Below are 23,131 nucleotides of genomic sequence, written 5' to 3'. Positions count from 1 at the left end.
CGGTGCCGACGTGATTTCGGTTTCTATCTAGAAACAAAAAACGGCCCGGGGAAGCCCCGGGCCGGACCGCAACGCGAGACAAATCGTCTTACCGGGGCGGCAGGCGCAGCTCCTGCCCGACTTCCAGGTGGTCGGCATCGCGCAGGTTGTTGGCCTCGGCGATCTTCGTCCACATCATGCCGTCGCCATAGGTCGCCTCGGCGATCTTCCAAAGGGAATCTCCGCGGACCACGGTGTAGGTGCCCGCAGCGGCCGAGCCGGCAGGGGCGGCGGTTCCGGCGGCCGGCGCAGGGGCTGCCGGCGCAGGGGCGGCCGGTGCAGGGGTTGCCGGTGTCGTGGTCGCGGGAGCCGCCGGCGCGGAGGTTGCGGGTGCGGAGGTTGCAGGCGCCTGGGCTGTCGTCTCCGCCGGAGCTCCTGCGGGCGCCCCTACCGGGGTCACATCGGTGATCCGCCCGTCGGTATAGGGCTGGTAGGGGTTGTTGTTGGTCAGGTATTCGGCGACCGCCTGCTCCAGGTTCGGCCCGAAGTCATAGGGGTTGATGGCATTGCTCTCGAAGATGTCGAAGCCGTCGCCGCCGGCGCGGACGTAGTTGTTGGTGACGACGCCATAGGTCTTTTCCGGGTCGAGGGGCACGAAGGCCTCGCCTTCCCTGACCTGAACATCGACGATCCGTTCGCCTGCCGGCTTCGACCTGTCGAAGGAGTACTTCATTCCGGCCACCTGCGGGAAGCGGCCCGCGCCCTCCTCGATCTGGCTGACGCCGTTTTCGAGTGCGGCGCGCAGGTCTGATCCCTTGATCTGGAACGTCGCGATCGTGTTCTGGAAGGGCAGGACGGTGAGCACTTCGCCCATGGTCACGCCGCCGCGGTCGATCGAGGCGCGCAGCCCGCCGCCGTTGGCGATCGAGATGGTGATGCCCTGGTCCTTGACGCGGTCGAGCTGCGCATCGGCGACCAGGTTGCCCATGGTGCATTCCTGGATGCGGCAGACATTGCGATCGCCGACGATCACGTTCTGCGTCTCGCCGACGACCTTCTGCTTCAGTTCCTCCAGCGGCAGGCCGAGTTCCTTGACCTTGGCGGCGTAGCCCGCATCGTCCACGACGGAGGAATCGAGGAGTTTCGGCGCGCCCTCGACGGACTTCACCGCCCCGTTGTCGTCGAACACGACCTTCAGGTCGCCGAGGTATTTGGAATAGGCATAGGCCTGCACGATCGGCACATCGGTACCGGCGGGGTTCTTGACCAGCGTCGGGTAGGGACCGGAGGCCTTGTCGTCGGTGCTGGAGAGCAGGGTATGGCTGTGGCCGCCGACGATGACGTCTATGCCGTCAACGGCCGCGGCGATCTGCTTGTCGCGTTCATAGCCCACATGCGAGAGCACGATGATCTTGTCGATGCCCTGGCCCTGGAGATCGGCGACCGCCTTCTTGAGGTATTCGACCTCGTCCTCGAAGGTGATCTGGTCGCCGGGCGCGGAGGTCTCGTCGGTATCGGTGGCGAGAACGGAGACGACGGCGACCTTCTCGCCGCCCAGGTCCTTGATGATGTAGGGGTCGTACTTGCCGGCCAGGATGCTTCCCTCTGCGGCGATGGTGTTTCCGGAGATGATCGGGAATTCGGACGCCTCGATGAACTTGAGCAGTTCCTCCGGTCCGTCGTCGAATTCGTGGTTGCCGATCGCCATGGCGTCGAAGCCCATGCCGTTCATGAAGTCGGCGATCGGTCCGCTCTTGAACATGCTGTAGAACAGCGAGCCCTGGAACTGGTCGCCGGCGTCAAGGACCAGCACGTTCTTGCCCTGCAGCTCGCCGCGGCGGGTGTCGATCGCGGTCTTCACGCGGGCGATGCCGCCGAAGCACTCGTTCTTCGACGCTTCCTCGTCCGAGCAGGTTGAATCGTACTTGTTGATCGGTTCGATGCGCGAGTGGAGGTCGTTGATATGGAGGATATTGAGCTCGTAGTCGGCCAGCGCGCTGCCGGCAAGGAGGGCAACCGCCGAGGCTGTCATCAGCCCCAGTCTCACTGTCTTCATCATTGTCTCTCTCTCCTGTTGTCGCATTCGCATCACGATCCGACGCCCGATCCCGTGGTCCCACGACCGGCGACGGGGCATGTTTTCATCAAGGCATTGCGACTGCAAGGGGGAAAGTGCGGCGCCCGGCGTAGCGGAAAGGGCTTGCCCGTAACGAGAAAACCCCGCCACTGGCGGGGTTTTCGGGATCGGTGCCGGGAGCGATATCAGCTGCGGCGGGTGAGCGAGAACTGGGCCCCGCTGTCCTGCGTGCAGTTCAGCTGGCTCGGCGAGACCAGCGCGCAGTTGACCCGCGACTGGGTGTTGCGGACGAGCGACGTCATGCTGATCTCGACGAGGGTCGGCGACAGGTTGACGTAGCTGCCGGAAGCGAGAAGCGTGTTGCTGTCGGTCGAGCGGGTGTTGAAGGTGCCGCCCTGGAAGGTGGACACGATCCCGTTGGGATCGACCCATGCGCCTTCGACACCCTGCGGCTGCGCCTGCTGCGGCAGTCGCGGCGGCGGGTTGGAGACGCAGGCAGTCAGTGTGGCGGCAGCGATGATCGCGATGATCGCTTGCAGTTTCATGTCGGGGTCTCCCGCGGTTCGACCGTCTGATTATTAGCGTTAACAATCGTATCTAATGCAGATTCGGATATTTCGCAGCCTTTTTCGGGTTCTTTCAACAAGGGAGAGGCGATAGGCCGCCTCCTCCCTCCTTCGTGTCGGCGCCGTTCAGCGCACCAGAACGTTGCGGAACTGCCAGGGGTCGGACGTGTCGATGTCCTCCGGGAAGAGGCCGGGGCGTCCGTCCAGCGGGGTCCAGTCGGTATAGTGGCCCTCGACCGGTCCGAGATAGGGGCGCTGGACTTCCAGGCAGCGCTTGTAGTCCACCTCGTCGGCCTCGACGATGCCCGCCTTCGGGTTCTCGAGCGCCCAGACCATGCCGGCGAGGACCGCGGAGGTCACCTGCATGCCGGTGGCATTCTGGTAGGGGGCGATGCGGCGGGTTTCCTCCAGCGACAGACGCGAGCCGAACCAGTAGGCGTTCTTCTCGTGGCCGTAGAGCAGCACGCCGAGTTCATCGACGCCGTCCACCAGTTCGTCCTCGTCGAGGACGTGCTGGACGGGCTGGGCATGGCCGCCATTGCCGAACATCTCGTGCAGCGACAGCACGGCGTCGTTGCAGGGATGGTAGGCGTAGTGGCAGGTCGGGCGATAGGTGACCTCGCCGTGCTTGTCGCGCACCGTGTAGTAGTCGGCGATCGAGATCGCCTCGTTGTGGGTGACCAGGAAGCCGTATTGCGGGCCGGGCGTCGGGCACCAGCTGCGCACGCGGGTATTGGCGCCGGGCTGTTCGAGATAGATCGCCGCCTGGCAGCCCTTCTTGTGCTTGCGGGCGTTCTTCGGCATCCACTTTTCATGGGTGCCCCAGCCGAGCTCCGACGGCTGCAGGCCTTCGGCGATGAAGCCCTCGACCGACCAGGTGTTCCAGAAGACGTTCAGCGGCTTGGGATTCTTGGCGCGCTGCGTGTCGCGCTCGGCGATGTGGACGCCCTTGACGCCGAGCTTCTTCATCAGCTTCGCCCAGCCCTCGCGGTCGTCCGCCGACGGTTCGTCGAACTTCAGCCCCGTCTCGTTGGCGAGATCGACCAGCGCCTGCTTGACGAACCAGGAGACCATGCCCGGGTTGGCGCCGCAGGTGGAGACGGCGGTAGTGCCGCCGGGGTTCTTCGCCTTCTCGCGACGGACGGTCTCGCGCAGCGCGTAGTTGGTGCGCTCGGAATTCTTCACCGAGGTATCGAAGTAGAAGCCGAGCCAGGGCTCGACGACGGTATCGATGTAGAGCACGTCCAGCTTGCGGCAGAACTTCATGAGGTCGAGCGACCCGGTGTCGACCGAGAGATTGACGCAGAAGCCCTGGCCGCCGCCTTCCATCAGGAGCGGCTTCAGGAGTTCCTTGTAATTGTCCCGGGTGACATGTGCCCGGACATGCCTGATGCCGTGCCGGGCAAGGATGTCAGCGCCGTCGTCGCGGGGATCGATGACGACCATCCGGCTCTTGTCGAACTTGAAGTGACGCTCGATCAGCGGCAGCGTTCCGCGACCGATGGAGCCGAAGCCGATCATCACGATCGGGCCTGTAATCTCGCCATGCACAGGGTATTTCTGTTCAGACATGTATCTCTCCTTCGCCGCCTCGGCATCACGCCGCTGCGCCGCTTGGCCGACAGGGAACGATGAGAGCGCTGATCGCAAAATGCCGGCGCTCTAGATCACAAATCCCCGTCACAATAAAGAGGTTGCAAAAAGGGGCCAGAAAACGGCGATCCGGGCGTCTTTCGCAGTCCGACAGCGTCGCGGACATAGGGTCAGGTCGAGCGGTGGCGCCGCAGGTGATCGACCAGTGCCCGCAGCTTGGGCGCCATGTGGCGACGGCTCGGATAGTAGAGGTAGAAGCCCGGGAAGCGCGGGCCGTAGTCCTCCAGAAGCGGCACCAGTTCGCCGCGCGCGATGAAGGGCAGGAACGTCTCTTCCATGCCGAAGCTGATGCCCGCACCGGCGACGGCGAGCCGGGTCATTAGCGCCATGTCCGTCGTGGTGATGTAATCGCCGACGGCAACCGAGAATTCCTTGCCGTCCTCCGCGAACTCCCACCGGTAGGAGGCGCGGCCGGCGCCGGTGCGCCAGCCGATCGTGCGGTGCTGCGTGAGATCCCGGGGGTGCTGCGGCGTGCCGGCGCGGCGAAGATAGTCGGGAGACGCGACCGCGAGCTGTCGCTGCGGGCCGGAGACGGGGACGGCGATCATGTCCTGCGCGATCACCTCGCCGAGCCGCACGCCGGCGTCGTAACCCTTCTCGACGATATCGAACTCCTCGTCGGTGACGGTGACATGGAGCTTCACCTCCGGGTTTGCCTCCGCGAACGACGCGAGGAGCGGGCCGGACAGGAAGCTTTCGGCAATCGAGGATACGGCGAGGTTCAACTGGCCCCGGGGTCCGTCGCGCAGGCTGCCGGCCGCCTCGATCGCGGCATGCATGCCGGCGAGCGCCGGCGCGGCCTCGGCGTAGAGCCGCTCCCCGGCTTCCGTCAACGAGACGCTGCGAGTGGTGCGGTTGACGAGCGCGATGCCCATCGTCTCCTCCAGTTTCCGCATGACCTGGCTGACCGCGGCGCGGGTGACGCCGAGCCGGTCGGCGGTCGCCCGGAAGTTCTTCTCTTCCGCCACCGTGATGAAGACGGCCAGGGCATTGAGGTCGGGGGTCATTGGTTAGCGCTCCTTACCAATCCGCAAAGCTCGAGGCGGCTACCGGGCACAATGGCGAGCCTTTACCTTTCCTTCAAGCCCGGACGCCGGGCGAAAACGAGAGAAGGAAAGAACCATGGACAAGATCGTGCTCATCACGGGAGCCTCCAGCGGCATCGGCGCCGGCATCGCCCGCGAACTCGGCAGGGCCGGCGCGACCCTCATACTCGGCGCGCGCCGCACCGAGCGGCTGGACGAGCTTGCGGAGGAAATCCGCAGCTTTGGCGGAAGGGTCGCGACCCGTCGCCTCGACGTCACCGACCGGGACGATGTCGCCGCCTTTGCGCAGGCCGCGCGCGACGAGTTCGGCCGCGTCGACGTCATCGTCAACAATGCCGGCCTGATGCCACTGTCGCCAATGGCCGCGTTGAAGGTCGAGGAATGGGACCGGATGGTCGACGTCAACATCAAGGGCGTCCTCTACGGGATCGCCGCCGTCCTGCCCGAAATGACGGAGCGGGGCTCCGGCCATATCATCAACATCGCCTCGATCGGCGCGCTCACCGTTTCCCCGACGGCTGCCGTCTATTGCGCCACCAAGTTCGCCGTGCGGGCCATTTCCGAGGGCCTGCGGCAGGAGCGGGAGGATATCCGCGTCACCTGCATCCATCCGGGCGTGGTGGAAAGCGAGCTTGCCTCGACGATCACCGATCCTACCGCCGCCGAGGCGATGACGAGCTACCGCGCGATTGCGCTCAAGCCGGACGCGATCGGCCGGGCCGTCCGATTTGCCATCGAGCAGCCGGAAGACGTCGATGTCAGCGAGATCGTCGTGCGTCCGACGCGGTCGCCCAACTGAACGGCTTTAAATCCGGTTGCGGTCGGGTCCCGCCGCACCCGGTGATCCACCCTTGCGGGGACCAAGCCATGAAAGGACTGTTCCCATGCCCCATTCATTCATCGGCCTTCGCGAACTTCTCGTCGCTCTGGTCTTTTCCGCAAGCCTGACGCCGGCCTTTGCCCAGGCACCGGCCGCCGACGCGGCCGCAGAGAACGAGGCCATCGTCCGCGAGGCCTTCGACGAATGGTCGACAGGCGGCAACGTCTTCGAAATCCTCGCCGACGACGTCGCCTGGACCATCCACGGCTCCGGTCCGGTCGCCGGTACCTACAATGGCGTGGAAGATTTCGTGGAGCGGGGGTCCCGCCCGCTGGTGAGCCGGCTGAGCACGCCTCTCGTGCCCGAGGTCCATCACATATGGGCGGTCGGCGACCGGGTCATCATCCGTTTCGACGCGTCCTCCACGACAACCGGGGGCCATCCCTACAACAACAGCTTCGTCTGGATATTCCGGATGGAGGACGGTTCGGTGGTGGAAGCCGAAGCCTTCCTCGACCTCGCGGCCTACCAGGAGGTCGTCGACAACAACGAACCGCGCCTCCCCTAAGGCTCGGGGTATCCCCTCGATCCATGCAGTCATGCTCCATCCACCGAAGAGGAAATCGATCATGATCAGAGCAACCGCAATTGCCGCCGGCCTTCTGCTTTCGGGCTTGCCGGCGAACTCCCAGGAGACACAGATGCAGAACCAGCACCCCTATGTCGGAATGTGGGTCACGGACGACAACCGGGTCCGCCACGAGCTTCTTCCCAACGGCCGATACGACGAGGCCCGCGGCGATCGCGAGAGTGCCTATCAGGGCCGCTACGTGGTCACCGGCAACCACATCGACTACTGGGACGATACCGGCTTTACCGCCGACGGCGAGTTCGTCGACAACGACACGCTGCACCACGGCGGCATGATCCTGCGCCGGAGGCCCTAGCCGGCCTCGACCAGTGCCGCGGGGATCAGTCCCCGGAGCGCATTGCCGACGAAGAGCCGGCGGTTTGCGAGAGCCGCCGGCTTCAGCACTTCCGAACGCGCCCTTCCTTCGCGGATCAGTTCGGCGCGCAGGATGCCGGGAAGCAGGCCGCTCGACAGCGCAGGGGTCAGGAGAACGTTCTCGCCGGCATCGACGAAGAGGTTGGTGATCGTCCCCTCGCAGACTTCGCCGCGTTCGTTGAGGAGGATCACCTCGTCCGCCTCTTCTGTCGGGAACTCGGCGCGGGCCGCGTCATAGAGGTCGCGGCGGGTCGTCTTGTGGCGGAGGAAGGCGTCGTCGGAGGAGAGCCGCTGCGAGGCGATGCGCAGGCGCCAGACCTTGCCTTCCGGCTCCGGCTCGAAGGGCGCGGTGGTGACTTCGGTGCGGCCGCGATAGGTGACGGCAAGGCGCACCCGGAGCGGGGCATCGCCGCCGACGGCAAGTTTCAGCGCCGTCTCGGGATCGACGGGCGAGAGGAATCCGAGCGCGTCGGCCGAGCGCTTCAGCCGGCGGATGTGATGGTCGAGCCGCGGGAATCCCGTTTCCGGCTCCCAGCGGAGGGTCTCGACCAGCGAGAGATCACCTGACTGCCGGCTGCGGGCCGGGCCTTTAGAAGACATTCCTGATATTCCGTCCCGGCTCTCGAATCGATCATGATTCCTCCGCCGCCATTGAAGACGGCATCGCCGCCGTTGAAAAGGGTGAGCGCGTGAAAGGCGAGGGAAAACCGCCCCGGCCTTCGTGTGAAGCCGGCCGTCCACGCAACACCGTCGTGATCCCTCTCCCCAACGAGAGGAGAGGGGGGGCACAGGACAATCGCGAGCCGGTGCTGCGAGACGACCGTGGACCCTGCCGCCTACGTCTCGTCCAGCGCCTCGAGTTCGTCGATCAGGCCCTCGATCATCGAAAGGCCCTTCGACCAGAAGGACGGATCGGTGGCGTCGAGGCCGAAGGGAGCCAGGAGTTCGGAGTGATGCTTGGTGCCGCCGGCCTTCAGAAGCTCGAAATACTTCTGCTGGAAGCCGGGTTCGGCATTCTGGTAGACCGCGTAGAGCGAGTTCACCAGGCAGTCTCCGAAGGCATAGGCGTAGACGTAGAAAGGCGAGTGGATGAAGTGGGGGATGTAGGTCCACCAGTTCTCATAGCCTTCCGAGATGCGGATCGCCGGCCCAAGGCTTTCTTCCTGCACCGACAGCCAGAGTTCGCCGATCTGGTCGGAGGTCAGCTCGCCCTCCTTGCGGGCGGTGTGGAGCTTGCGCTCGAACTCGTAGAAGGCGATCTGGCGCACGACCGTATTGATCATGTCCTCGACCTTCTGGGCGAGCATGGCCTTGCGCTCGCGCTTGTCCTTCGTCTTGTCGAGAAGGGCGCGGAAGGTCAGCATCTCGCCGAAGACGGAGGCGGTCTCGGCGAGCGTCAGCGGCGTCTGCGCCATCAGCGCGCCCTGTCCGCCGGCCAGAACCTGGTGCACACCGTGGCCGAGTTCATGGGCGAGCGTCATCACGTCGCGCGGCTTGCCCATGTAGTTGACGAGGACGTAGGGGTGGGCCGAGGGGACGGTCGGATGGGCGAAGGCGCCGGGCGCCTTGCCGGGACGGACGGGCGCGTCGATCCATTCCTCGTCGAAGAAGCGGCGGGCGATCTCGGCCATTTCCGGGGCAAAGCCCGCATAGGCGGAAAGCACGGTCTCCCTTGCGTCCGGCCACGAGATCAGCGCCTTCGGCGTCTCGGGAAGCGGCGCATTGCGGTCCCAGAAGTTCATCCGGTCCATGCCGAGCCACTTCGCCTTCATCCGGTAGTAGCGGTGGGAGAGACGCGGATAGGCCTCGCGCACCGCCGCCGCCAGCGCATCCACGACCTCGCGTTCCACCCGGTTGGCAAGGTGGCGACTGTCGGCGATGTCCTCGAAGCCGCGCCAGCGGTCGGAGATCTCCTTGTCCTTGGCGAGTGTGTTGGTGATCAGCGTAAAGGTGCGGATGTTCTCCCGGAATGTCCTGGAGAGCGCTTCGGCCGCCTTGCGACGCACCGGCTCCTCCGGTTCCTGCAGCATGTTGAGGGTGATCTCCAGCGGCAGCTTCTCGCCGTCGACCTCGAAGCGCAGTTCGGCCATCGTCTCGTCGAAGAGGCGGTTGAAGGCGGCGGCGCTCGTCATCGACTTTTCGAGGAAGAGCTGCTCAAGCCTGTCCTCCAACTGGTAGGGCTTGTCCTGGCGCAGGTCGACGATCCAGGGGCGATAGTGGCCCGCCTGGGGATCGCGGTCCATGGCGGCATCCACGACCGCGTCGTCGATCCGGTTGAGTTCCAGCGCGAAGAACAGGAGATGGGCGGAAAGATCCGTGAGCTTCGACTGGACGTCGCCATAGAACTTGCCGTTCTCCGGGTTCGACGTGTCGGAGAAATAGGTGAGGCCGGCAAAGGAGCCGATCTTGCCAAGCAGGTCTTCCAGCGCCTCGTAATCGGCAAGCGCCTGGCCAAGACCGGCCTCGCCCGTCTTCGTGGCGGCGTCGGCGAGCTTGCCCTTCCACTTCGCCTCGAATTCCTTCGAAAGTTCCGTCGCCCGCTCCATGTCGGCCTTGAATTCGGGGGCCTCGCGGGAGGCGTAGAGATCCGAAAGCTTCCAGACCGGCAGCAGTCCGAGCGCCGGATCGGTCGCTGCATGTTCTGCGGATGACTGCATGGCCATCGGTGGGTTGTGACGGAGCATCGCCCGGTTCCTTTCCATTCCTCGTATCGCCGCCCTGTTTTCCGTGACGGCCGTTAAAATGCAAGAGTTTCTCAAAAGAGGATGTTCAAGCCTATCTGCCACAACCCCGGCATACGAAGCCCTTGTTGGACATTATGAATGATGTCGGGAGCCGAGCATGATTGCCCAAATCCTTGTAATTGATGACGACCTTGTTCAGCGCCGCCTGTTGAAGAACGCGCTCGAGCAGCACGGACACGTGGTTCACACGGTCGATGACGCTGCGCGTGGCCTCGACGTCCTGAGGAGGGGCGGCGACCAGATCGGCGTCATGGTGCTCGACCTGACGATGCCTGGGTTCGATGGAACAGGCTTTCTCCAGGCGATCCGCGAAGCCGGCATCGAGACGCCGGTGATCGTGCAGGCGGGACGCGGCGGAATAGAGACCGTCGTGGAGGCCATGCGGGCGGGCGCCTTCGATTTCGTCGTCAAGCCGGTCACGCCCGAGCGCATCGCCGCCTCCGTCGCCAATGCCCTGACGGTCGATCGCGGCGAAGGCCGGAGCGAGCCCGCGCGCCGGTCGCGCGGCGGCTCGGCCACGTTCAGCGACATCGTTTCCGCAAGCCCCGAAATGCTGCGCGTCATCGAACTGGCGCAGCGCGCCGCCCACTCGTCGATCCCGGTCGTGCTCGAAGGCGAATCGGGCGTCGGCAAGGAACTGATCGCCCGGGCGATCCGCTCCGAGGGCGACCGCGCCGGCAAGCCGTTCATCACCGTCAACTGCGGCGCCATTCCCGAAAACATGGTGGAAAGCGTCCTGTTCGGCCACGAGAAGGGTGCCTTCACGGGCGCGACCGAACGGCAGACGGGCAAGTTCGTCGAAGCCGACGGCGGCACGCTCTTCCTCGACGAGATCGGCGCACTTCCGCTGGACGTGCAGGTAAGGCTCCTGCGCGCCGTCCAGCAGGGCGAGATCGAAACCGTCGGCTCCTCCAGGGTGCAGCAGGTCAATGTCCGGCTGATCTCGGCGACCAACAAGGACCTCATCGAGGAGGTGAGGGAAGGGCGCTTCCGGGAAGATCTCTACTACCGCCTCAACGTCTTCCCGATCACCATCCCCGCCTTGCGCCGCCGCAAGGAGGACATCCCGCATCTCGCCCGCGTCTTTGCGGAGCGGTTCTCGCTGGAGCAGAAGCTGGCGCGGCCCGTCACCGTCGGTCCGGCGGCGATGGCCCTGCTCACCGCCCACGACTGGCCGGGCAATATCCGCGAACTCGAGAATGCGGTCTTCCGGGCGATCGTCCTGGCCAAGACGGACGAGCTGACGGAGGCGGACTTCCCTCAAATCGCCGCGCAATTGCCCGAATTCCGCTCGGAGGAATTGAGGCAGGCGACGAAGGCCCCGACGGCCGCCCAGAGGATTTCGCAAATACGCCAGGCGTCGTCCCCGACGGCGACGATCGACGCCTCCGACGTCTTCATCGGGCGTCCGACGCAGCCGGCCCGTCCCGATCCGCGCGCGCTTCTCGCCGCCGCCTACCCGACGTCCGCGAACGTGATCTCGAGCACGGATCCGGCCGGAGACGTGCGCAAGCTCGCCGACGTCGAGGAGGAACTCATTCGTTTTGCACTGAAATTCTACCGCGGCCAGATGAGCCAGGTGGCCCGAAAGCTGGGGATCGGCCGCTCGACGCTCTACCGGAAGCTGAAGGACTACGGCATCGACCCCGACAACCCGCTGAAGGAAGCCGCCTGACCTCAGCTCCATTAGGGATCGTTAACCTTCGCGCAAGGATGTTCTGCCACCCTCCGTCACTCTCTTGGTAGCGATTTATTGACTCTTCGAGAGATGCTTGTGATTGTGTGGCAAATTTGCCATCGTCTCACCGCAATTGACAGTCATCAACGACGACGAGGGAAGTTGTCGACAGGACGGGGACAGCCTTGCAGGATCTGAAAGCGAACGAAACGCCGGATGGCGCCGGCACGCGCGGCCACGCGGCCGCCTTCCTGAAGTCGCTCGTGACGGGTGCCGCGTCGCTCGTCATCGCCGGATGTCTCTCTCTTCCGCTATTGTCCGTATCCGCCGTCGAGGCCGCTGCCGAAACGCGCAGCCTGAAGCTCTATTTCGTCCACACGAAAGAGCGTGCCAACATCGTCTTCAAGCGCAACGGCAAGTTCGATCCCAAGGGCCTGCAGCAGATCAACCACATGTTGCGCGACTGGCGTCGCAACGAACCCACCAAAATGGATCCGCGCCTCCTCGACCTCGTCTGGGAAGTCTATCGGCGCAGCGGCGGGAACGACTATATCCACGTCGTGTCCGCCTACCGCTCGCCGACCACCAACGGCATGCTGCGCTCGCGCAGCAAGGGCGTGGCCAAGAACAGCCAGCACATGCTCGGCAAGGCGATGGATTTCTATATTCCCGGCGTCAAGCTCTCCACCCTTCGCGCGCTTGCGATCAAGATGCAGGGCGGCGGCGTCGGCTATTATCCGAGCTCCGGATCGCCCTTCGTGCACCTCGATGTCGGCGGCGTGCGCGCCTGGCCGCGCATGAGCCGTCAGGAACTGGTCAACCTCTTCCCCGACGGCAACACGGTCCACCTTCCGTCCGACGGCAAGCCGCTGCCCGGCTATGCGCAGGCCCTTGCCAGCTACAAGAAGCGCGTCAGCTCCGGCGCGCAGATCGAGATCGCCAGCACCTCGGGCGGCAGTTCCGAAAAGAAGCGGCCCAATCTCCTGGCCATGCTGTTCGGCGGTGGCGACGAGGACGAGGATGCCGATGCAATCGCCGCACCCGCACCCGCGGACCGCCCGGCTCCGGCCGTCCCGGCTGCACCGGCAGCCCAGGTCGCAGAGCCCGTCATGGTCGCGGCCGCACAGCCGCAGGATCTTCCCGGCGTAGAGACGATCGCCGCTCCCGTGCCGCAGACGCGCCCCTCGTTCCGCAACGACGGCGGACCTGGCGGGCTGGCCACGGCCCTCTATTCCCCGGCCCGCAACACGGCGCAGGAGGCGCTCGCCGCAGCACTTCCGGCCCAGCCGGTGCCGGCCGCCGAGGCCGAAGGCGAGGCCTTCGCCGACCTCCAGAAATATGCGATCCCCGTTCCCACCCTTCTCGGCCCGCGCGGCCTCAAGGGCGATGCCGAAGCCGGCGTGATGACCGCATCCGTGGGTGGCGTGCTGCCCGAGGCGGCACTGTCCGCCGTTCCGCTTCCCGCCGCCCGTCCGTCTGGCGCGGAGACGCTCCTGGCATCCGCGGCGATCGATCCCGAGAGCGAAGGCGATCTCGGCGAACAGCAGGCGCTGACGCCGGCGGTGATCGCCGCGCTCGCGCAGAGCGGCGCCTATGCCCGCTCGACGCTTCCTTCTGGCGCCCCGGCTGCCGCCGAAAGGCCGGTCGATGTGGCCTCCCTTCCGGCCGGCGTCCCGGTCGCCGACATGCGCTTCGGCGACGGTTTCGACGCGCCGCAGCAGGTTCCGGTTCCCACCAAGGGCGGCCGCAGCGGAGCCGGCGCGAAGTCGGAAACCGGTGGCGCGCTGACGGAAGACATGCTGGCGAAATGGGCCGTGAGCAACAATCGCCTCTCCGAGGTCGCTTCGGTGAAGGCTCCGCGGGTCGTCACCCGCACGCTGAGCACGGAGTACACGGCGGGCTACGCCTCGAGCGGCTTCAAGCCGGTAACGAAGGTCGCCACGATCGACCCGAACCGGTTCAGCCCGAAGACCCCGGTCAAGCAGTAGCCTGACGAAAAACGGATACAAAAAAAGCCGCCCGAGGGCGGCTTTTTTCATGGCTTGCGACCGGGGCTATTCGACCAGGTAGATTTCCTCCGCCGGCAGCGGCAGCAGGCGCTCGGCCATTTCGGTCTTCAGGTATTCGTGGCGCGCCACTTCTTCCGGCGTCTTGTCCTTCCTGGCGCCGAGGGTGACGAATTCCTCGCGCACGTGGCCGGGCCTGATGCGTGCCTCGACCGTCCTGCCGTGATAGGTGAAGCGCCAGACATAGGGCCCGGGCGGCTCGGTGATCACGTCGCTGCCGCCGATGCTCCAGTCGATCTCCAGGCGGTTGTCGGTCAGGGCGCGGGTGACCATCTCGATGGCATCGCGTCCGCCGGGGCCGGAAAAGGACGTCAGGACATGGATTTCGCGACGCTCCAGCGGTTCGGCGGAAAGGCGCGGGAAGGCAGCCTGCATGGCCTTCAGGCCATGCACCACGCCGCCGGGAAAGCCGCGACCGTGATAGTCGTTGATCGAGTCGAAGGAGAAGGTGAGGGGCTTGCCGTTCTCCGCGACGGTGATGGTGTCATTCATTCGTATATCTCTTCAGATTGGGGATGAAGCGGTCGAGGAACCGCGTGGTGGCGGGCATGAAGTGCGAGCCGTGGTGGAACATCGGATCGAGCGAGGAGACGATCATCCGCCCGGCGGTCGAAACCTCGTCCACATAGAGGATGGCGCGTCCTTGCCCGTCGCGCACCAGCACGTCCGCACCTTCCGGTGCGTCGAACCAGCCGTGGAGATGCCAGGTCACGTCCGCCTTCTCCATGCCCTCCAGCAGGGGATGGCCGGGTCGGGCGATCTCGACGCCGAGGTCGGCACCGGGCTCCAGCCACCACCACCAGTTCGTCGGGGTGGCCGTGAAGCGGACATTGGGGAGCCATAGGTCGGAGCGGCTTTCGCCGAGAGCGACCACCGTGCCGCCCCCCGCAAGATGGGCTGCGACCGTCTCCTTTTGGGCGATCATGCGCTGGGCGGGCGTCCGGCAGGGAACCCAGAGCACATCCGTCGGAGAGAGGACCGAAGCGAGGTCTTCCGGGGCGCAGATGACGTCGAAGGCTTCGGTATAGCGCGGACCTTCGAGGCTGCGGATACTGTAATAGGTGCCCGAGGAGGGCGCGACGATCCTGCGGCCGGCTTCTTGCGACATGCGCGGGCCGCCATAGGTTTCTGCCGGGGCGAGCGGCAGGTCGCCTGCCGGACGAGCGGGATCTTCCGGCCACGGATCGAGGCAGGCGCCGCCGTTCGTCCATGCGATGATGCGGCGTGACAGTTCGGGGGCGAGGCCCCATTCCATGCCGAGCGTCCCGAGGTCGTTGCCGGCATGGGAGAAGACCCGACCGCCCGACGGCCTTGCCCAGACCCAGTCGACCGGCACCCTGGCCGGGCCGAGCCCGTTGACGGCCACCGCGCCTTCCGGCAGCGGATTGCAGCCACGGCCATAGAAACCGGCCACGCCCTTGTTGGTCTCGATCTGCTTCAGGTCGATCCCGGCATAGACCGGATGCGGGTTGATGGAGGAAAGGTCGAAATCGGGGCGTTTCGGTGCCTCGATCGGCCGGTACTGGGCCACGCCGTCGAGCAGCGGCCGCACCATGTGGCCGTTGAAGAACCAGCGTCCGCCGGCATCGAGGAAGGCGGCAAGCGCCGGCTTCATCGCCATCATGGCGTTCTGGTCGAGCTGGTTGCCGGTGATCAGCCCCTTGTGGGTCACCAGCAATTCGGGCGTCAGGTCCGGCTGGTCGACGATAATCACCTCGCCGCGCGCGGCGGCTTCGCGGACTGCTTCGGAGGGCCCTTCATGGGCGGATTTCAGGTAGATGGTCGTCATGCGGCTTCTATTCCGGAAAATGCGGGCAGGATGGCCCGTCTCTGTTCGCCACGGGCGCCCGTCACCTCCACCCAGCGCATGGAGACGCCGTAGAGTTCGGACAGCTTGTCGGGCTGGATCATCTCGGCGACGGGACCGTGGATTTCTTTGCCATCCGGCATCATCAGAAGCACGTCGTCGGCCGCGGCCAGCGCGTGGTTCGGATCGTGGGTGGTGAACAGGATCGCCTTGTCGCGGCGCTGCCGGAGGAGGTTGAGGAGTTCCAGCGTCCGCGACTGGTTGCCGAGATCGAGCGCCGAGGTCGGCTCGTCGAACACGAGCGCCGGCGAACCCGTGGCAAGCGCCCGGGCGATCAGCACCATCTGCCGCTGGCCGCCCGACATGCGGTCGTAGGGCATCTCGGCGAGGTGGCAGGCGCCGACCTCGACGAGGGCCGCCTCCGCGGCGGCGCGATCCTGCTGTCCGGGCTGTCCGAACAGGCCGAGGCGGGCGGCACGCCCCATCACGACCACTTCGAGCCCGGTGAGCTTTGCCTGGGAGGAGCCGTGCTGCGGCACGTAGCCGGCGACCGGCGGCGCCTCGCGCCTGCCCTCCGCCAGCGGCAGGAAACCGAGAAGCGCGCGCAGGAGCGTGGTCTTGCCGCGCCCGTTAGGACCGAGCACCGCCATCGAGCGGCCGACCGGAACGCTGAAGGTGACGTCTGAGAAGAGCGTGCGGCTTCCGAAGGCGACGCTCGCGTTCTGCAGTCCGATCATGCCCTGTTGGCCTCGCAGAAATGGCGGCGCAGCAGGTAGCCGAAGACCGGCGCTCCGATCAGAGCGGTCAGCACGCTGAGCGGGATCTCGGCCGCCGTCAGGGTGCGCGCCAGGGTGTCGATGAAGGTGAGATATGCGGCGCCAAGGAGGGCGGAGGCAGGGATCAGCGCCCGGTGATCCTCGCCGACGAGGATGCGCGCGGCATGCGGCACCACGAGGCCGATCCAGCCGATGATGCCGGCGACGGCAACCGATGTCCCGGTCATGAGCGAGATGGCGACGAAGACGAACCAGCGCTCGCGGTCGGGATTGACGCCGAGCGAGCGGGCCTCCTGCTCGTCGAGCGCCAGGAGGTTCAGCCGGTAGCGCAGCAGCCAGATGATGGCGAGGCCGATCGCCATGCCGGGAACGGCGAGCCAGAGGCGCGGCCAGGTCGCGGTCGAGAAGGAGCCCATCAGCCAGTAGACGATGGCGGGGAGCGACGTGTTGGGATCCGCGAAGAACTGGACGATCGAGACGAGCGCGGCAAAGAGGGCGCCGATGATCATTCCGGCGAGGATGACCGTGATGACCTCGGTGCGGCCGTTGATGCGTGCAAGCAGGCCGACGAGGACGAGGGCGGAGAGGCCGAGGAAGAAGGAGAGGCCCAGGAGCACGATGCCGGCATAGCCGAAGAAGATGGCGAGCGCGCCGCCGAAGGCCGCGCCCTGGCTGATGCCGAGGACCTGCGGCGAGACGAGCGGGTTGCGGAAGACGCCCTGGAGGGCGGCCCCGCCGACGGCGAGGGCGGCGCCCGAAAGTGCCGCGAGGAGCACGCGGGGAAGGCGGACAAGCAGCACGATGCGCTCGTCCATCTGCTCGATCGCGGCGCCCGGATTAAGGACGGCGGCAAGAAGGATCTCGCCGATCCGCCAGATGTCGACGGAGAAGCGGCCCGCGCCGATCGCAAACAGCATGGATGCCAGGAGAACCAGCACCATGGCGCCGAACGCACCGATCTTCAGGACCGGGGACGCCCGGCGCTCGACAACCGTCGGCACCGCCATGCTCACCCTACTTCGCCTTGAACTGCGCGTAGTTGGCAGCGTCGGCCTGCTTGTCGATCCCCAGGATACCGTCGATGTCCTCTTCGGTCAGGTCGTAGTCGTAGAGCGACTTGTAGGCCTTCTTCATTTCGGCCCGCAGGTCGTACTGGAAGACGTCGGGGTGCAGGAGGTTGGCGAGCCACATCCATGTCAGCGGGCTTTCCTGGTTCGGCGGATCCCAGCGATAGCCGCCGAGCGGCATCTTGTAGACCTTGCGTGCCTGCGCCGCCTTGGTGAGCGACAGGATCGGGTCGTCGTAGACGCGGCTTGCGTCCAGCGTCGGCTCGAAGCTGTTGAGCAGGATCACGTCCGGATCCCATTCGGCGATCTGCTCGGCGCTGATCGTCACGCCCTGGCCGTCGAGTTCCGCCGAGGCGGACGTGCCGCCGGCAAGATTGATGTAGAAGCTGTTGTAGTTGCCCTTGTCGCCAGAGGCGGTCATCGTTTCCTGGGCACGCAGCAGGTAGAGAACCTTCGGCTTTTTGTCGGCGGGAATGGCCTGCGATTTCTCCGCCATCTCGGCGGCGACCTGGTCGCGCCAGCCGTTGATCATCTCGGCGCGTTCCGGCTTGCCCATCGCGGTTGCCAGCATCTGGTGGTACTGCTGCGTCTTCTCCTCGGTGCCGTAGGAGATCAGCATGGCGGTAAGGCCGGCATTGGTGATCGGATCGACGAAATCCGGGCCCCGGTCGGCCCACTGTACGACGAGATCGGGATTGGTTGCGGCCAGTTCCTCGACGTTCGGGATGAAGTTCGGCGCGGTGATGTCGGCGGGCCCCGCTTCGGTCTCGGGGAAGATCTTGCCGAGAATGCCGTCGAGGATGGCCTGCTTGGAGGCCGGGTTCATGCCGACCAGCCGGGAGGCGCCGCCGTCGATCGAGATGATGGTCGAGGCGATGGGCATCGGAATGGAGGCGATCCGTTCCGCCGGCTTTTCCAGCGTTATGGTGCGGTTTTCCTGATCGGTGATGGTGATCGGGTCGGCGAAGGCCGGAACCGCGGAGGCGAGGGCCGCGATGGAAACCAGGGTTTTGAGCGAGCTGGACAGATTTGGCACGGGGATGAAGACCTAAACTTGATGTTCGTTATCTTGTTTCGGTCAAATGACAAACGTGACTTTACCTGTCAAGATTAAGGGGAAAAGCGGGCCGCGTGTGCGGCAATTTGCGCAAGATCATCCGGCGTGCGCACGTCGAAAGCCCCGGCATTGAGCGCAATGCCGGGGCTCCGGAAATCTTGGAATTTTGAAAAGGGGGATCGCCTCAGGCTGCGTCGGCTTCCGGCGCGCCTTCGATCATGCCGAGCGCCTGCAGGTAGGTGTCGAGGATCAGTTCCTCTTCCATACGCTCCTGATCGTCCTTCTTGCGCAGCGCGATCACCTTCTTGAGGATCTTGGTGTCGAAGCCCATGGACTTGGCTTCGCCGTAGACGTCCTTGATATCGTCGGCGATCGTCTTCTTTTCTTCTTCCAGTCGTTCGATGCGCTCGACAAATGCGCGGAGTTGGTCGCGGGCGACGCCATGAGCATCAGACATCGAGGTCTCCTGTGTGTAGTGCGTTCTGAGATTGGTCCGTCACCTGCCGCGAAGGGCGGCCGAGGTCAAGCCGAATCGACGGCGGCCTCAGTGATCAACAGGCTTGTTTATATCAAATGCGGCTTTTTGATCGCCGGAAGCCTCGTTCTGGTGGAGCTTCTTCCACTCCTCGTAGGGCATGCCGTAGACGATCTCGCGCGACTGGTCCTTGGTCATCTCGACACCCGCGGCGATGGCGGCGTCGCGATACCAGTTGGAAAGGCAGTTGCGGCAGAAGCCGCCGAGGTTCATCAGGTCGATGTTCTGCACGTCGGTGCGTTCGCGCAGGTGCCGGACGAGACGGCGGAAGGCGGCTGCCTCGAACTCCGTCTGCTGCTGTTGCGTCAGTCCGCTCATGGCCTTCTCCTTCCAGGCGTCAGTTTCCGTAGGGGCCGGTCCGCGAGGGAAACACCCGATACTCGTGCAGCGCCGGATCGTCTTTCAGGGCGGCGAAAACGGGAGCGAGGCGATCGGCCCATTCGTCGATGCCGTTCTCGTCGGCGATCAGGTCCTGCCGCACTTCCAGAAGGGCATGCGGCGTTCCCGACACCATGCAGTGCCGATAGAGCGTGTCACCGCGCAGCGCCCCATCATAAGGCTGATTGTCGCCGATGACGAGATCGCCGTCCCGCCGCAGCATGTCGATGAGGGGCCGGACGGCCCTGTCGTCGCTATCCCAGAGGACGGCGGCGTGCCAGGGCCGGGGCACGCCCTTCCATGCGGGCGTGAACGAGTGCAGCGAGAGGACGAGCGGTGCGCGGCCGCCGGACCCCGCCCTGGCGATCGTACGCTCGACCGCGCGGTGATAGGGACGGTGGTAGGTGTCGAGGCGCCTGTTCCATTCCTCGTCGGTGATCGGGTAGTTGCCCGGTATGATCGCGCCGTCGGAGATCTTCATGATCAGCGTCGGATCGTCCTCGCCCCTGTTCGGGTCGATCAGGAGGCGCGAGAAGCAGCCGAGCACCGCCGGCACGCCCAGCCTCGCCGCGAGCTTGCGGGTCAGTCCCTCGATGCCGATGTCGAAGGCGATGTGGCGGCGGAACGCGCTGTCCGGCAGGCCAAGGCTTTCATATTCGGGCGGAAGACGGTTCATCGCGTGATCGGCGAGCAGCACCATGGAGGCGTCATAATCGCCTTCTACGATTTCGAACGGTACGAAGTCTGGCATGGCGGTTCCGGGTCGCGGCACGGTGCTTCAAGTAGGGTCAGGTTGATCGCACGCAGGCGCCGAACGCGCAAGCACGGTCTCGCCACGCCGGGTTTCGGGCCGCTATAATCGATTAGAGTTGCGTTGACTTTCCACCCCCGAAGGGCGAGAAAGTGCTTCGCGAATAACCATGGGGTTCCATCGGAAGCCGTGTCGAAATCATCCCGCCTATCCCGCTCCCTGCCGCTGCGCTACATCCCCGCGGCCGCATTCCTCGCCTCGCTATGTGTCCCGCTCTTCGCCGCAGGTGCCGCCAGAGCGGACTTCCGCGTCTGTAACGGCACGCAGAACCTCGTCGGCGTCGCAATCGGCTACCGGGCCGAGGAAGGGTGGACGACGGAAGGCTGGTGGCAGGTGCCGGCCTCGACCTGCGCAACGCTGATCGAAGGCGAGCTGCAGTCCCGCTACTACTATCTCTATGCGGAGGACGCCGCACGCGGCGGTCGCTGGACCGGCGAAGTCAACATGTGCGTCGCCGAGAACGAGTTCAAGATCGTCGGCGTCCAGGACTGTTTCGCCCGCGGATACCAGCGCATGGGATTCAAGGAATACGATACCGGGCGTCAGGGAAGCTGGATGGTGCAGCTTTCGGACGCAGCAAGCACGCAGGAAGGCCAGAATTGATGAAGCGTAACCGCAAAGTGAAAATCCTTGCGACCCTGGGGCCTGCGTCATCCGAGGAAGACACGATCCAGAAGTTGCATGAAGCGGGCGCTGACCTCTTCCGCATCAACATGAGCCACGCAAGCCACGAGACGATGCGCATGCTGATCGAGCGCATCCGCTCCGTCGAGGCGCGTTGCGGCCGGCCGATCGGCATTCTCGCCGACCTCCAGGGCCCGAAGCTGCGGGTCGGCAAGTTTGCCGAGACCAAGGTGACGCTGGAGCCGGGGCAGACGTTCACGCTCGACGACCGCGATGAGCCGGGCGATTCAAGCCGCGTCTTCCTTCCGCATCCGGAAATCCTGTCGGCGGTCAAGCCGGGCGACCGGCTGCTGATCGACGACGGCAAGCTGATGCTGCGCGCCGAGAAGACCGACGGGAAGAAGATCGTCTGCACCGTCGTTTCCGGCAACAAGATTTCCGACCGCAAGGGGATCAGCCTGCCCGACACGCTTCTGCCGGTCGGGGTGCTGACGGACAAGGACCGCGCCGATCTCGACGCCGTGCTGGCGACGGGCGAGGTGGACTGGGTGGCGCTCTCCTTCGTGCAGAGGCCGGAAGACCTCGCGGAAGTGCGCAAGATCGCCCGCGGTCGCGTCGGCCTGATGTCGAAGATCGAGAAGCCGCAGGCGATCGAGCGGATCGACGAGATCATCGAACTTTCCGACGCGCTGATGGTCGCGCGCGGTGACCTCGGCGTCGAAATGCCGCTCGAGGCCGTTCCCGGCCTGCAGAAGCAGTTGACCCGGGCCTGCCGCCGCGCCGGAAAGCCCGTGGTGGTCGCCACGCAGATGCTCGAGTCGATGATCAGTTCGCCGGTCCCGACGCGCGCGGAAGTGTCGGACGTCGCAACGGCCGTCTTCGAAGGCGCCGACGCCGTGATGCTCTCGGCGGAATCCGCATCCGGCGACTATCCGGTGGAAGCGGTCACGACCATGGCTTCGGTCGCGAGCACGGTCGAGCAGGATCCGTACTATTCCAACATCATCTACGCCCAGCGCCCGACGCCGGAAGCGACGGGGGCGGACGCCATCTCGCTTGCCGCCCGGCAGATCGCCGAGACGCTGAGGCTGTCGGCCATCGTCACCTACACGTCTTCGGGCAATACGGGCCTGCGCGCGTCGCGCGAACGGCCGCAGGTGCCGATCATCGCGCTCTCGCCGATCGTCCAGACGGCGCGCCGGCTCTCGGTCTGCTGGGGTCTCCACTGCGTCGTCTCGCATGACGCCGAGGATCTTGACGACATGGTCAACCGGGCCTGTCGGATCGTCGTGTCGGAAGGCTTCGGCATGCCGGGCGACCGCATCATCATCTCGGCCGGGGTGCCGCTCGGCACGCCGGGCGCAACCAACATGCTGCGCATCGCCTATATCGGCGCGGACGGCCAGAGCGGCATCTGACACCGGGTCAGGTGCCGGAGGCGCTCAGAGGGTCGCGATGCGGCCCTCGGCGGCGCGCGCGACCGCCTCGAGATCGCGGTCCAGACCCGCAAGCTTCTCGATCGCCGCGACGACGACGTCCGGGACGACATAGTCCGGCTTGTGGCCGAGATTGTCGATCCGGACGAGTTCGGCCTGGCCGATGTCGCGCTTCAGCCCTGCCGAGTGAATTTCCTCCGAGACGATCGCATCGCGGTTGCCGGTGATCACCACCGTCGGCGCGGTGATCGCGCCATAGCGGGGCGAGACCTTCTTCAGGTAGGCATTCAGGTTGGCGACGTCGATCGCATTGTCGTGGAAGTTGCGGGGGCGAAGGACAAGCGCCGGGGCGCCCTCGGTGACGTATTTTTCCGGACGCGGGTTGGGGTGGAAGACGGCGCGGGTCGCGCCCTCGATGCGCGCCAGTCCGGCCGGAAGCGCGACGAGACGGCTGAACAGCCAGCCGAGGCCGGGCATCCTCGCCAGATCGTAATACCAGTCGACGCCGCCGGGCCAGGGATGGGTGGCGGGCGCCAGGAACAGCAGCCCGGCCGTCCGTTCCGGGTGCTCCAGCGCGAAGGTCGCGGCGATCGCGCCCCCGAAGGAATGCCCGACGATGATTGCTTTCCCGATCCCGCGCAGTTCCATCAGCCGTGCGATGGCATCCGCCTGGCCGTCGGGCCAGCCGTTCCGTCCGCTGCCGCGCTCCGAATAGCCGTGGCCCGGGCGGTCGACGAAGAGGAGGTCGGCGCGGCCTTCGAGCCTGCCGCGGAAGGCGGTTTCCTGATCGCGCAGGTTGCCGCTCGCCCCGTGGATGAAGACGATCGGCGGAAGGTCCGCGTCGTCTCCTGCGGGCACGAAGAGCGAGTTCATGCGAAAGCCGCCGACGTCGATCAGCTCGCCGTGATTGGGAAAGGCGTGCTCGATGGCGCGGGCCTTCCAGGCCGTGAAGCCGAATGCGGCCGCGAGCAGCCCGAGAATGGTGAAGGGGGTGATCATCGGACC

General features: G+C 65.6%; 22 protein-coding genes and 1 pseudogene. 7 read left to right on the top strand and 16 right to left on the bottom strand.

The features are described 5' to 3' along the window. Positions 1 to 88: 88 nt before the first annotated feature. The 4 genes from ACWGPT_RS00905 to ACWGPT_RS00890 form a co-directional block, all read right to left on the bottom strand. Positions 89 to 2,038 (bottom strand): 5'-nucleotidase C-terminal domain-containing protein, encoded by a 1,950-nt coding sequence (locus ACWGPT_RS00905; protein ID WP_452603686.1) that lies wholly within the window; start codon positions 2,036 to 2,038, stop codon positions 89 to 91. A 203-nt stretch (positions 2,039 to 2,241) separates the two neighbouring features. Next, positions 2,242 to 2,601, bottom strand: a complete 360-nt coding sequence (omp10, locus tag ACWGPT_RS00900) for an outer membrane lipoprotein Omp10 (RefSeq protein ID WP_452603685.1) — start codon at positions 2,599 to 2,601, stop codon at positions 2,242 to 2,244. A gap of 147 nt (positions 2,602 to 2,748) precedes the next feature. Beyond that, positions 2,749 to 4,194 (bottom strand): homospermidine synthase, encoded by a 1,446-nt coding sequence (locus ACWGPT_RS00895; RefSeq protein ID WP_452603684.1) that lies wholly within the window; start codon positions 4,192 to 4,194, stop codon positions 2,749 to 2,751. A 191-nt stretch (positions 4,195 to 4,385) separates the two neighbouring features. Next, positions 4,386 to 5,282 carry a LysR family transcriptional regulator gene (locus tag ACWGPT_RS00890; protein WP_452603683.1) on the bottom strand — a complete coding sequence of 299 codons (897 nt, stop codon included), beginning with the start codon at positions 5,280 to 5,282 and terminating at the stop codon, positions 4,386 to 4,388. A gap of 115 nt (positions 5,283 to 5,397) precedes the next feature. On the opposite strand from ACWGPT_RS00890, the gene ACWGPT_RS00885 reads away from it, so the two are divergent. The 3 genes from ACWGPT_RS00885 to ACWGPT_RS00875 all read left to right on the top strand — a co-directional run bounded on the left by ACWGPT_RS00885 (position 5,398) and on the right by ACWGPT_RS00875 (position 7,088). Then, positions 5,398 to 6,120, top strand: a complete 723-nt coding sequence (locus tag ACWGPT_RS00885; RefSeq protein ID WP_452603682.1) for an SDR family oxidoreductase — start codon at positions 5,398 to 5,400, stop codon at positions 6,118 to 6,120. Between the two features lie 85 nt (positions 6,121 to 6,205). Then, on the top strand, positions 6,206 to 6,709 hold the full coding sequence (locus ACWGPT_RS00880) for a nuclear transport factor 2 family protein (RefSeq protein WP_452603681.1): 504 nt from the start codon (positions 6,206 to 6,208) through the stop codon (positions 6,707 to 6,709). Positions 6,710 to 6,770: 61 nt separating this feature from the next. Beyond that, a complete protein-coding gene (locus ACWGPT_RS00875) occupies positions 6,771 to 7,088 on the top strand; it encodes an Atu4866 domain-containing protein (protein WP_452603680.1) in 318 nt (105 codons plus the stop codon). Here the strand turns inward: ACWGPT_RS00875 and ACWGPT_RS00870 are convergent. From ACWGPT_RS00870 to ACWGPT_RS00860, 3 genes and pseudogenes are all read right to left on the bottom strand, one after another. Then, the gene (locus ACWGPT_RS00870; RefSeq protein WP_452603679.1) at positions 7,085 to 7,747 is read right to left on the bottom strand and encodes an aminotransferase class IV family protein; all 663 of its coding nucleotides are present in this window, start codon (positions 7,745 to 7,747) and stop codon (positions 7,085 to 7,087) included. The two genes, ACWGPT_RS00875 and ACWGPT_RS00870, sit on opposite strands and share 4 nt — an antisense overlap. Next, positions 7,699 to 7,857: pseudogene (locus ACWGPT_RS00865) on the bottom strand (aminodeoxychorismate synthase component I); the annotation flags it as partial. The pseudogene ACWGPT_RS00865 and the gene ACWGPT_RS00870, both read right to left, overlap by 49 nt. A 126-nt stretch (positions 7,858 to 7,983) precedes the next feature. Then, positions 7,984 to 9,831: a M3 family oligoendopeptidase gene (locus tag ACWGPT_RS00860; RefSeq protein WP_452603678.1), complete on the bottom strand. Its 1,848-nt coding sequence runs from the start codon at positions 9,829 to 9,831 to the stop codon at positions 7,984 to 7,986. Positions 9,832 to 9,988: 157 nt separating this feature from the next. On the opposite strand from ACWGPT_RS00860, the gene ACWGPT_RS00855 reads away from it, so the two are divergent. Then, positions 9,989 to 11,566, top strand: coding sequence for a sigma-54-dependent transcriptional regulator (locus tag ACWGPT_RS00855; RefSeq protein ID WP_452603677.1), 1,578 nt, complete (start codon positions 9,989 to 9,991; stop codon positions 11,564 to 11,566). Between the two features lie 188 nt (positions 11,567 to 11,754). After that, entirely contained in the window at positions 11,755 to 13,557 is a 1,803-nt protein-coding gene (locus ACWGPT_RS00850; RefSeq protein WP_452603676.1) for a DUF882 domain-containing protein, read from the top strand. Between the two features lie 66 nt (positions 13,558 to 13,623). Here ACWGPT_RS00850 and ACWGPT_RS00845 read toward each other — a convergent pair whose 3' ends face one another. The 8 genes from ACWGPT_RS00845 to ACWGPT_RS00810 form a co-directional block, all read right to left on the bottom strand. Next, entirely contained in the window at positions 13,624 to 14,127 is a 504-nt protein-coding gene (locus ACWGPT_RS00845; RefSeq protein ID WP_452603675.1) for a hypothetical protein, read from the bottom strand. Next, positions 14,120 to 15,424, bottom strand: coding sequence for a hypothetical protein (locus ACWGPT_RS00840; RefSeq protein WP_452603674.1), 1,305 nt, complete (start codon positions 15,422 to 15,424; stop codon positions 14,120 to 14,122). Before ACWGPT_RS00840 ends, ACWGPT_RS00845 begins: the two co-directional genes overlap by 8 nt. Continuing rightward, positions 15,421 to 16,179 carry an ABC transporter ATP-binding protein gene (locus ACWGPT_RS00835; protein ID WP_452603673.1) on the bottom strand — a complete coding sequence of 253 codons (759 nt, stop codon included), beginning with the start codon at positions 16,177 to 16,179 and terminating at the stop codon, positions 15,421 to 15,423. The genes ACWGPT_RS00840 and ACWGPT_RS00835 overlap by 4 nt, the downstream gene beginning before the upstream one ends. Next, positions 16,176 to 17,225: a FecCD family ABC transporter permease gene (locus ACWGPT_RS00830; protein ID WP_452604083.1), complete on the bottom strand. Its 1,050-nt coding sequence runs from the start codon at positions 17,223 to 17,225 to the stop codon at positions 16,176 to 16,178. The genes ACWGPT_RS00835 and ACWGPT_RS00830 overlap by 4 nt, the downstream gene beginning before the upstream one ends. A 7-nt stretch (positions 17,226 to 17,232) precedes the next feature. Then, a complete protein-coding gene (locus ACWGPT_RS00825) occupies positions 17,233 to 18,321 on the bottom strand; it encodes an ABC transporter substrate-binding protein (RefSeq protein ID WP_452603672.1) in 1,089 nt (362 codons plus the stop codon). A 205-nt stretch (positions 18,322 to 18,526) separates the two neighbouring features. Then, complete coding sequence (locus tag ACWGPT_RS00820) at positions 18,527 to 18,799, bottom strand: DUF2312 domain-containing protein (protein ID WP_052639299.1); 273 nt, start codon at positions 18,797 to 18,799, stop codon at positions 18,527 to 18,529. A gap of 87 nt (positions 18,800 to 18,886) precedes the next feature. Next, positions 18,887 to 19,195 (bottom strand): DUF1244 domain-containing protein, encoded by a 309-nt coding sequence (locus ACWGPT_RS00815; RefSeq protein WP_452603671.1) that lies wholly within the window; start codon positions 19,193 to 19,195, stop codon positions 18,887 to 18,889. A 19-nt stretch (positions 19,196 to 19,214) separates the two neighbouring features. Next, positions 19,215 to 20,006: an N-formylglutamate amidohydrolase gene (locus ACWGPT_RS00810; protein ID WP_452603670.1), complete on the bottom strand. Its 792-nt coding sequence runs from the start codon at positions 20,004 to 20,006 to the stop codon at positions 19,215 to 19,217. Positions 20,007 to 20,231: 225 nt separating this feature from the next. Here ACWGPT_RS00810 and ACWGPT_RS00805 point away from each other — a divergent pair, with 225 nt between their 5' ends. Further along, positions 20,232 to 20,669: a DUF1036 domain-containing protein gene (locus ACWGPT_RS00805; RefSeq protein ID WP_452604082.1), complete on the top strand. Its 438-nt coding sequence runs from the start codon at positions 20,232 to 20,234 to the stop codon at positions 20,667 to 20,669. Continuing rightward, entirely contained in the window at positions 20,669 to 22,108 is a 1,440-nt protein-coding gene (gene pyk / locus ACWGPT_RS00800; RefSeq protein ID WP_452603669.1) for a pyruvate kinase, read from the top strand. Before ACWGPT_RS00805 ends, pyk begins: the two co-directional genes overlap by 1 nt. Before the next feature lie 24 nt (positions 22,109 to 22,132). Here pyk and ACWGPT_RS00795 read toward each other — a convergent pair whose 3' ends face one another. After that, positions 22,133 to 23,125, bottom strand: a complete 993-nt coding sequence (locus ACWGPT_RS00795) for an alpha/beta fold hydrolase (protein ID WP_452604081.1) — start codon at positions 23,123 to 23,125, stop codon at positions 22,133 to 22,135. Positions 23,126 to 23,131: the final 6 nt, after the last annotated feature.

This window comes from Pseudorhizobium sp. NPDC055634 (assembly GCF_053618655.1).
This window is presented reverse-complemented; position numbering and strand designations above follow the sequence as displayed.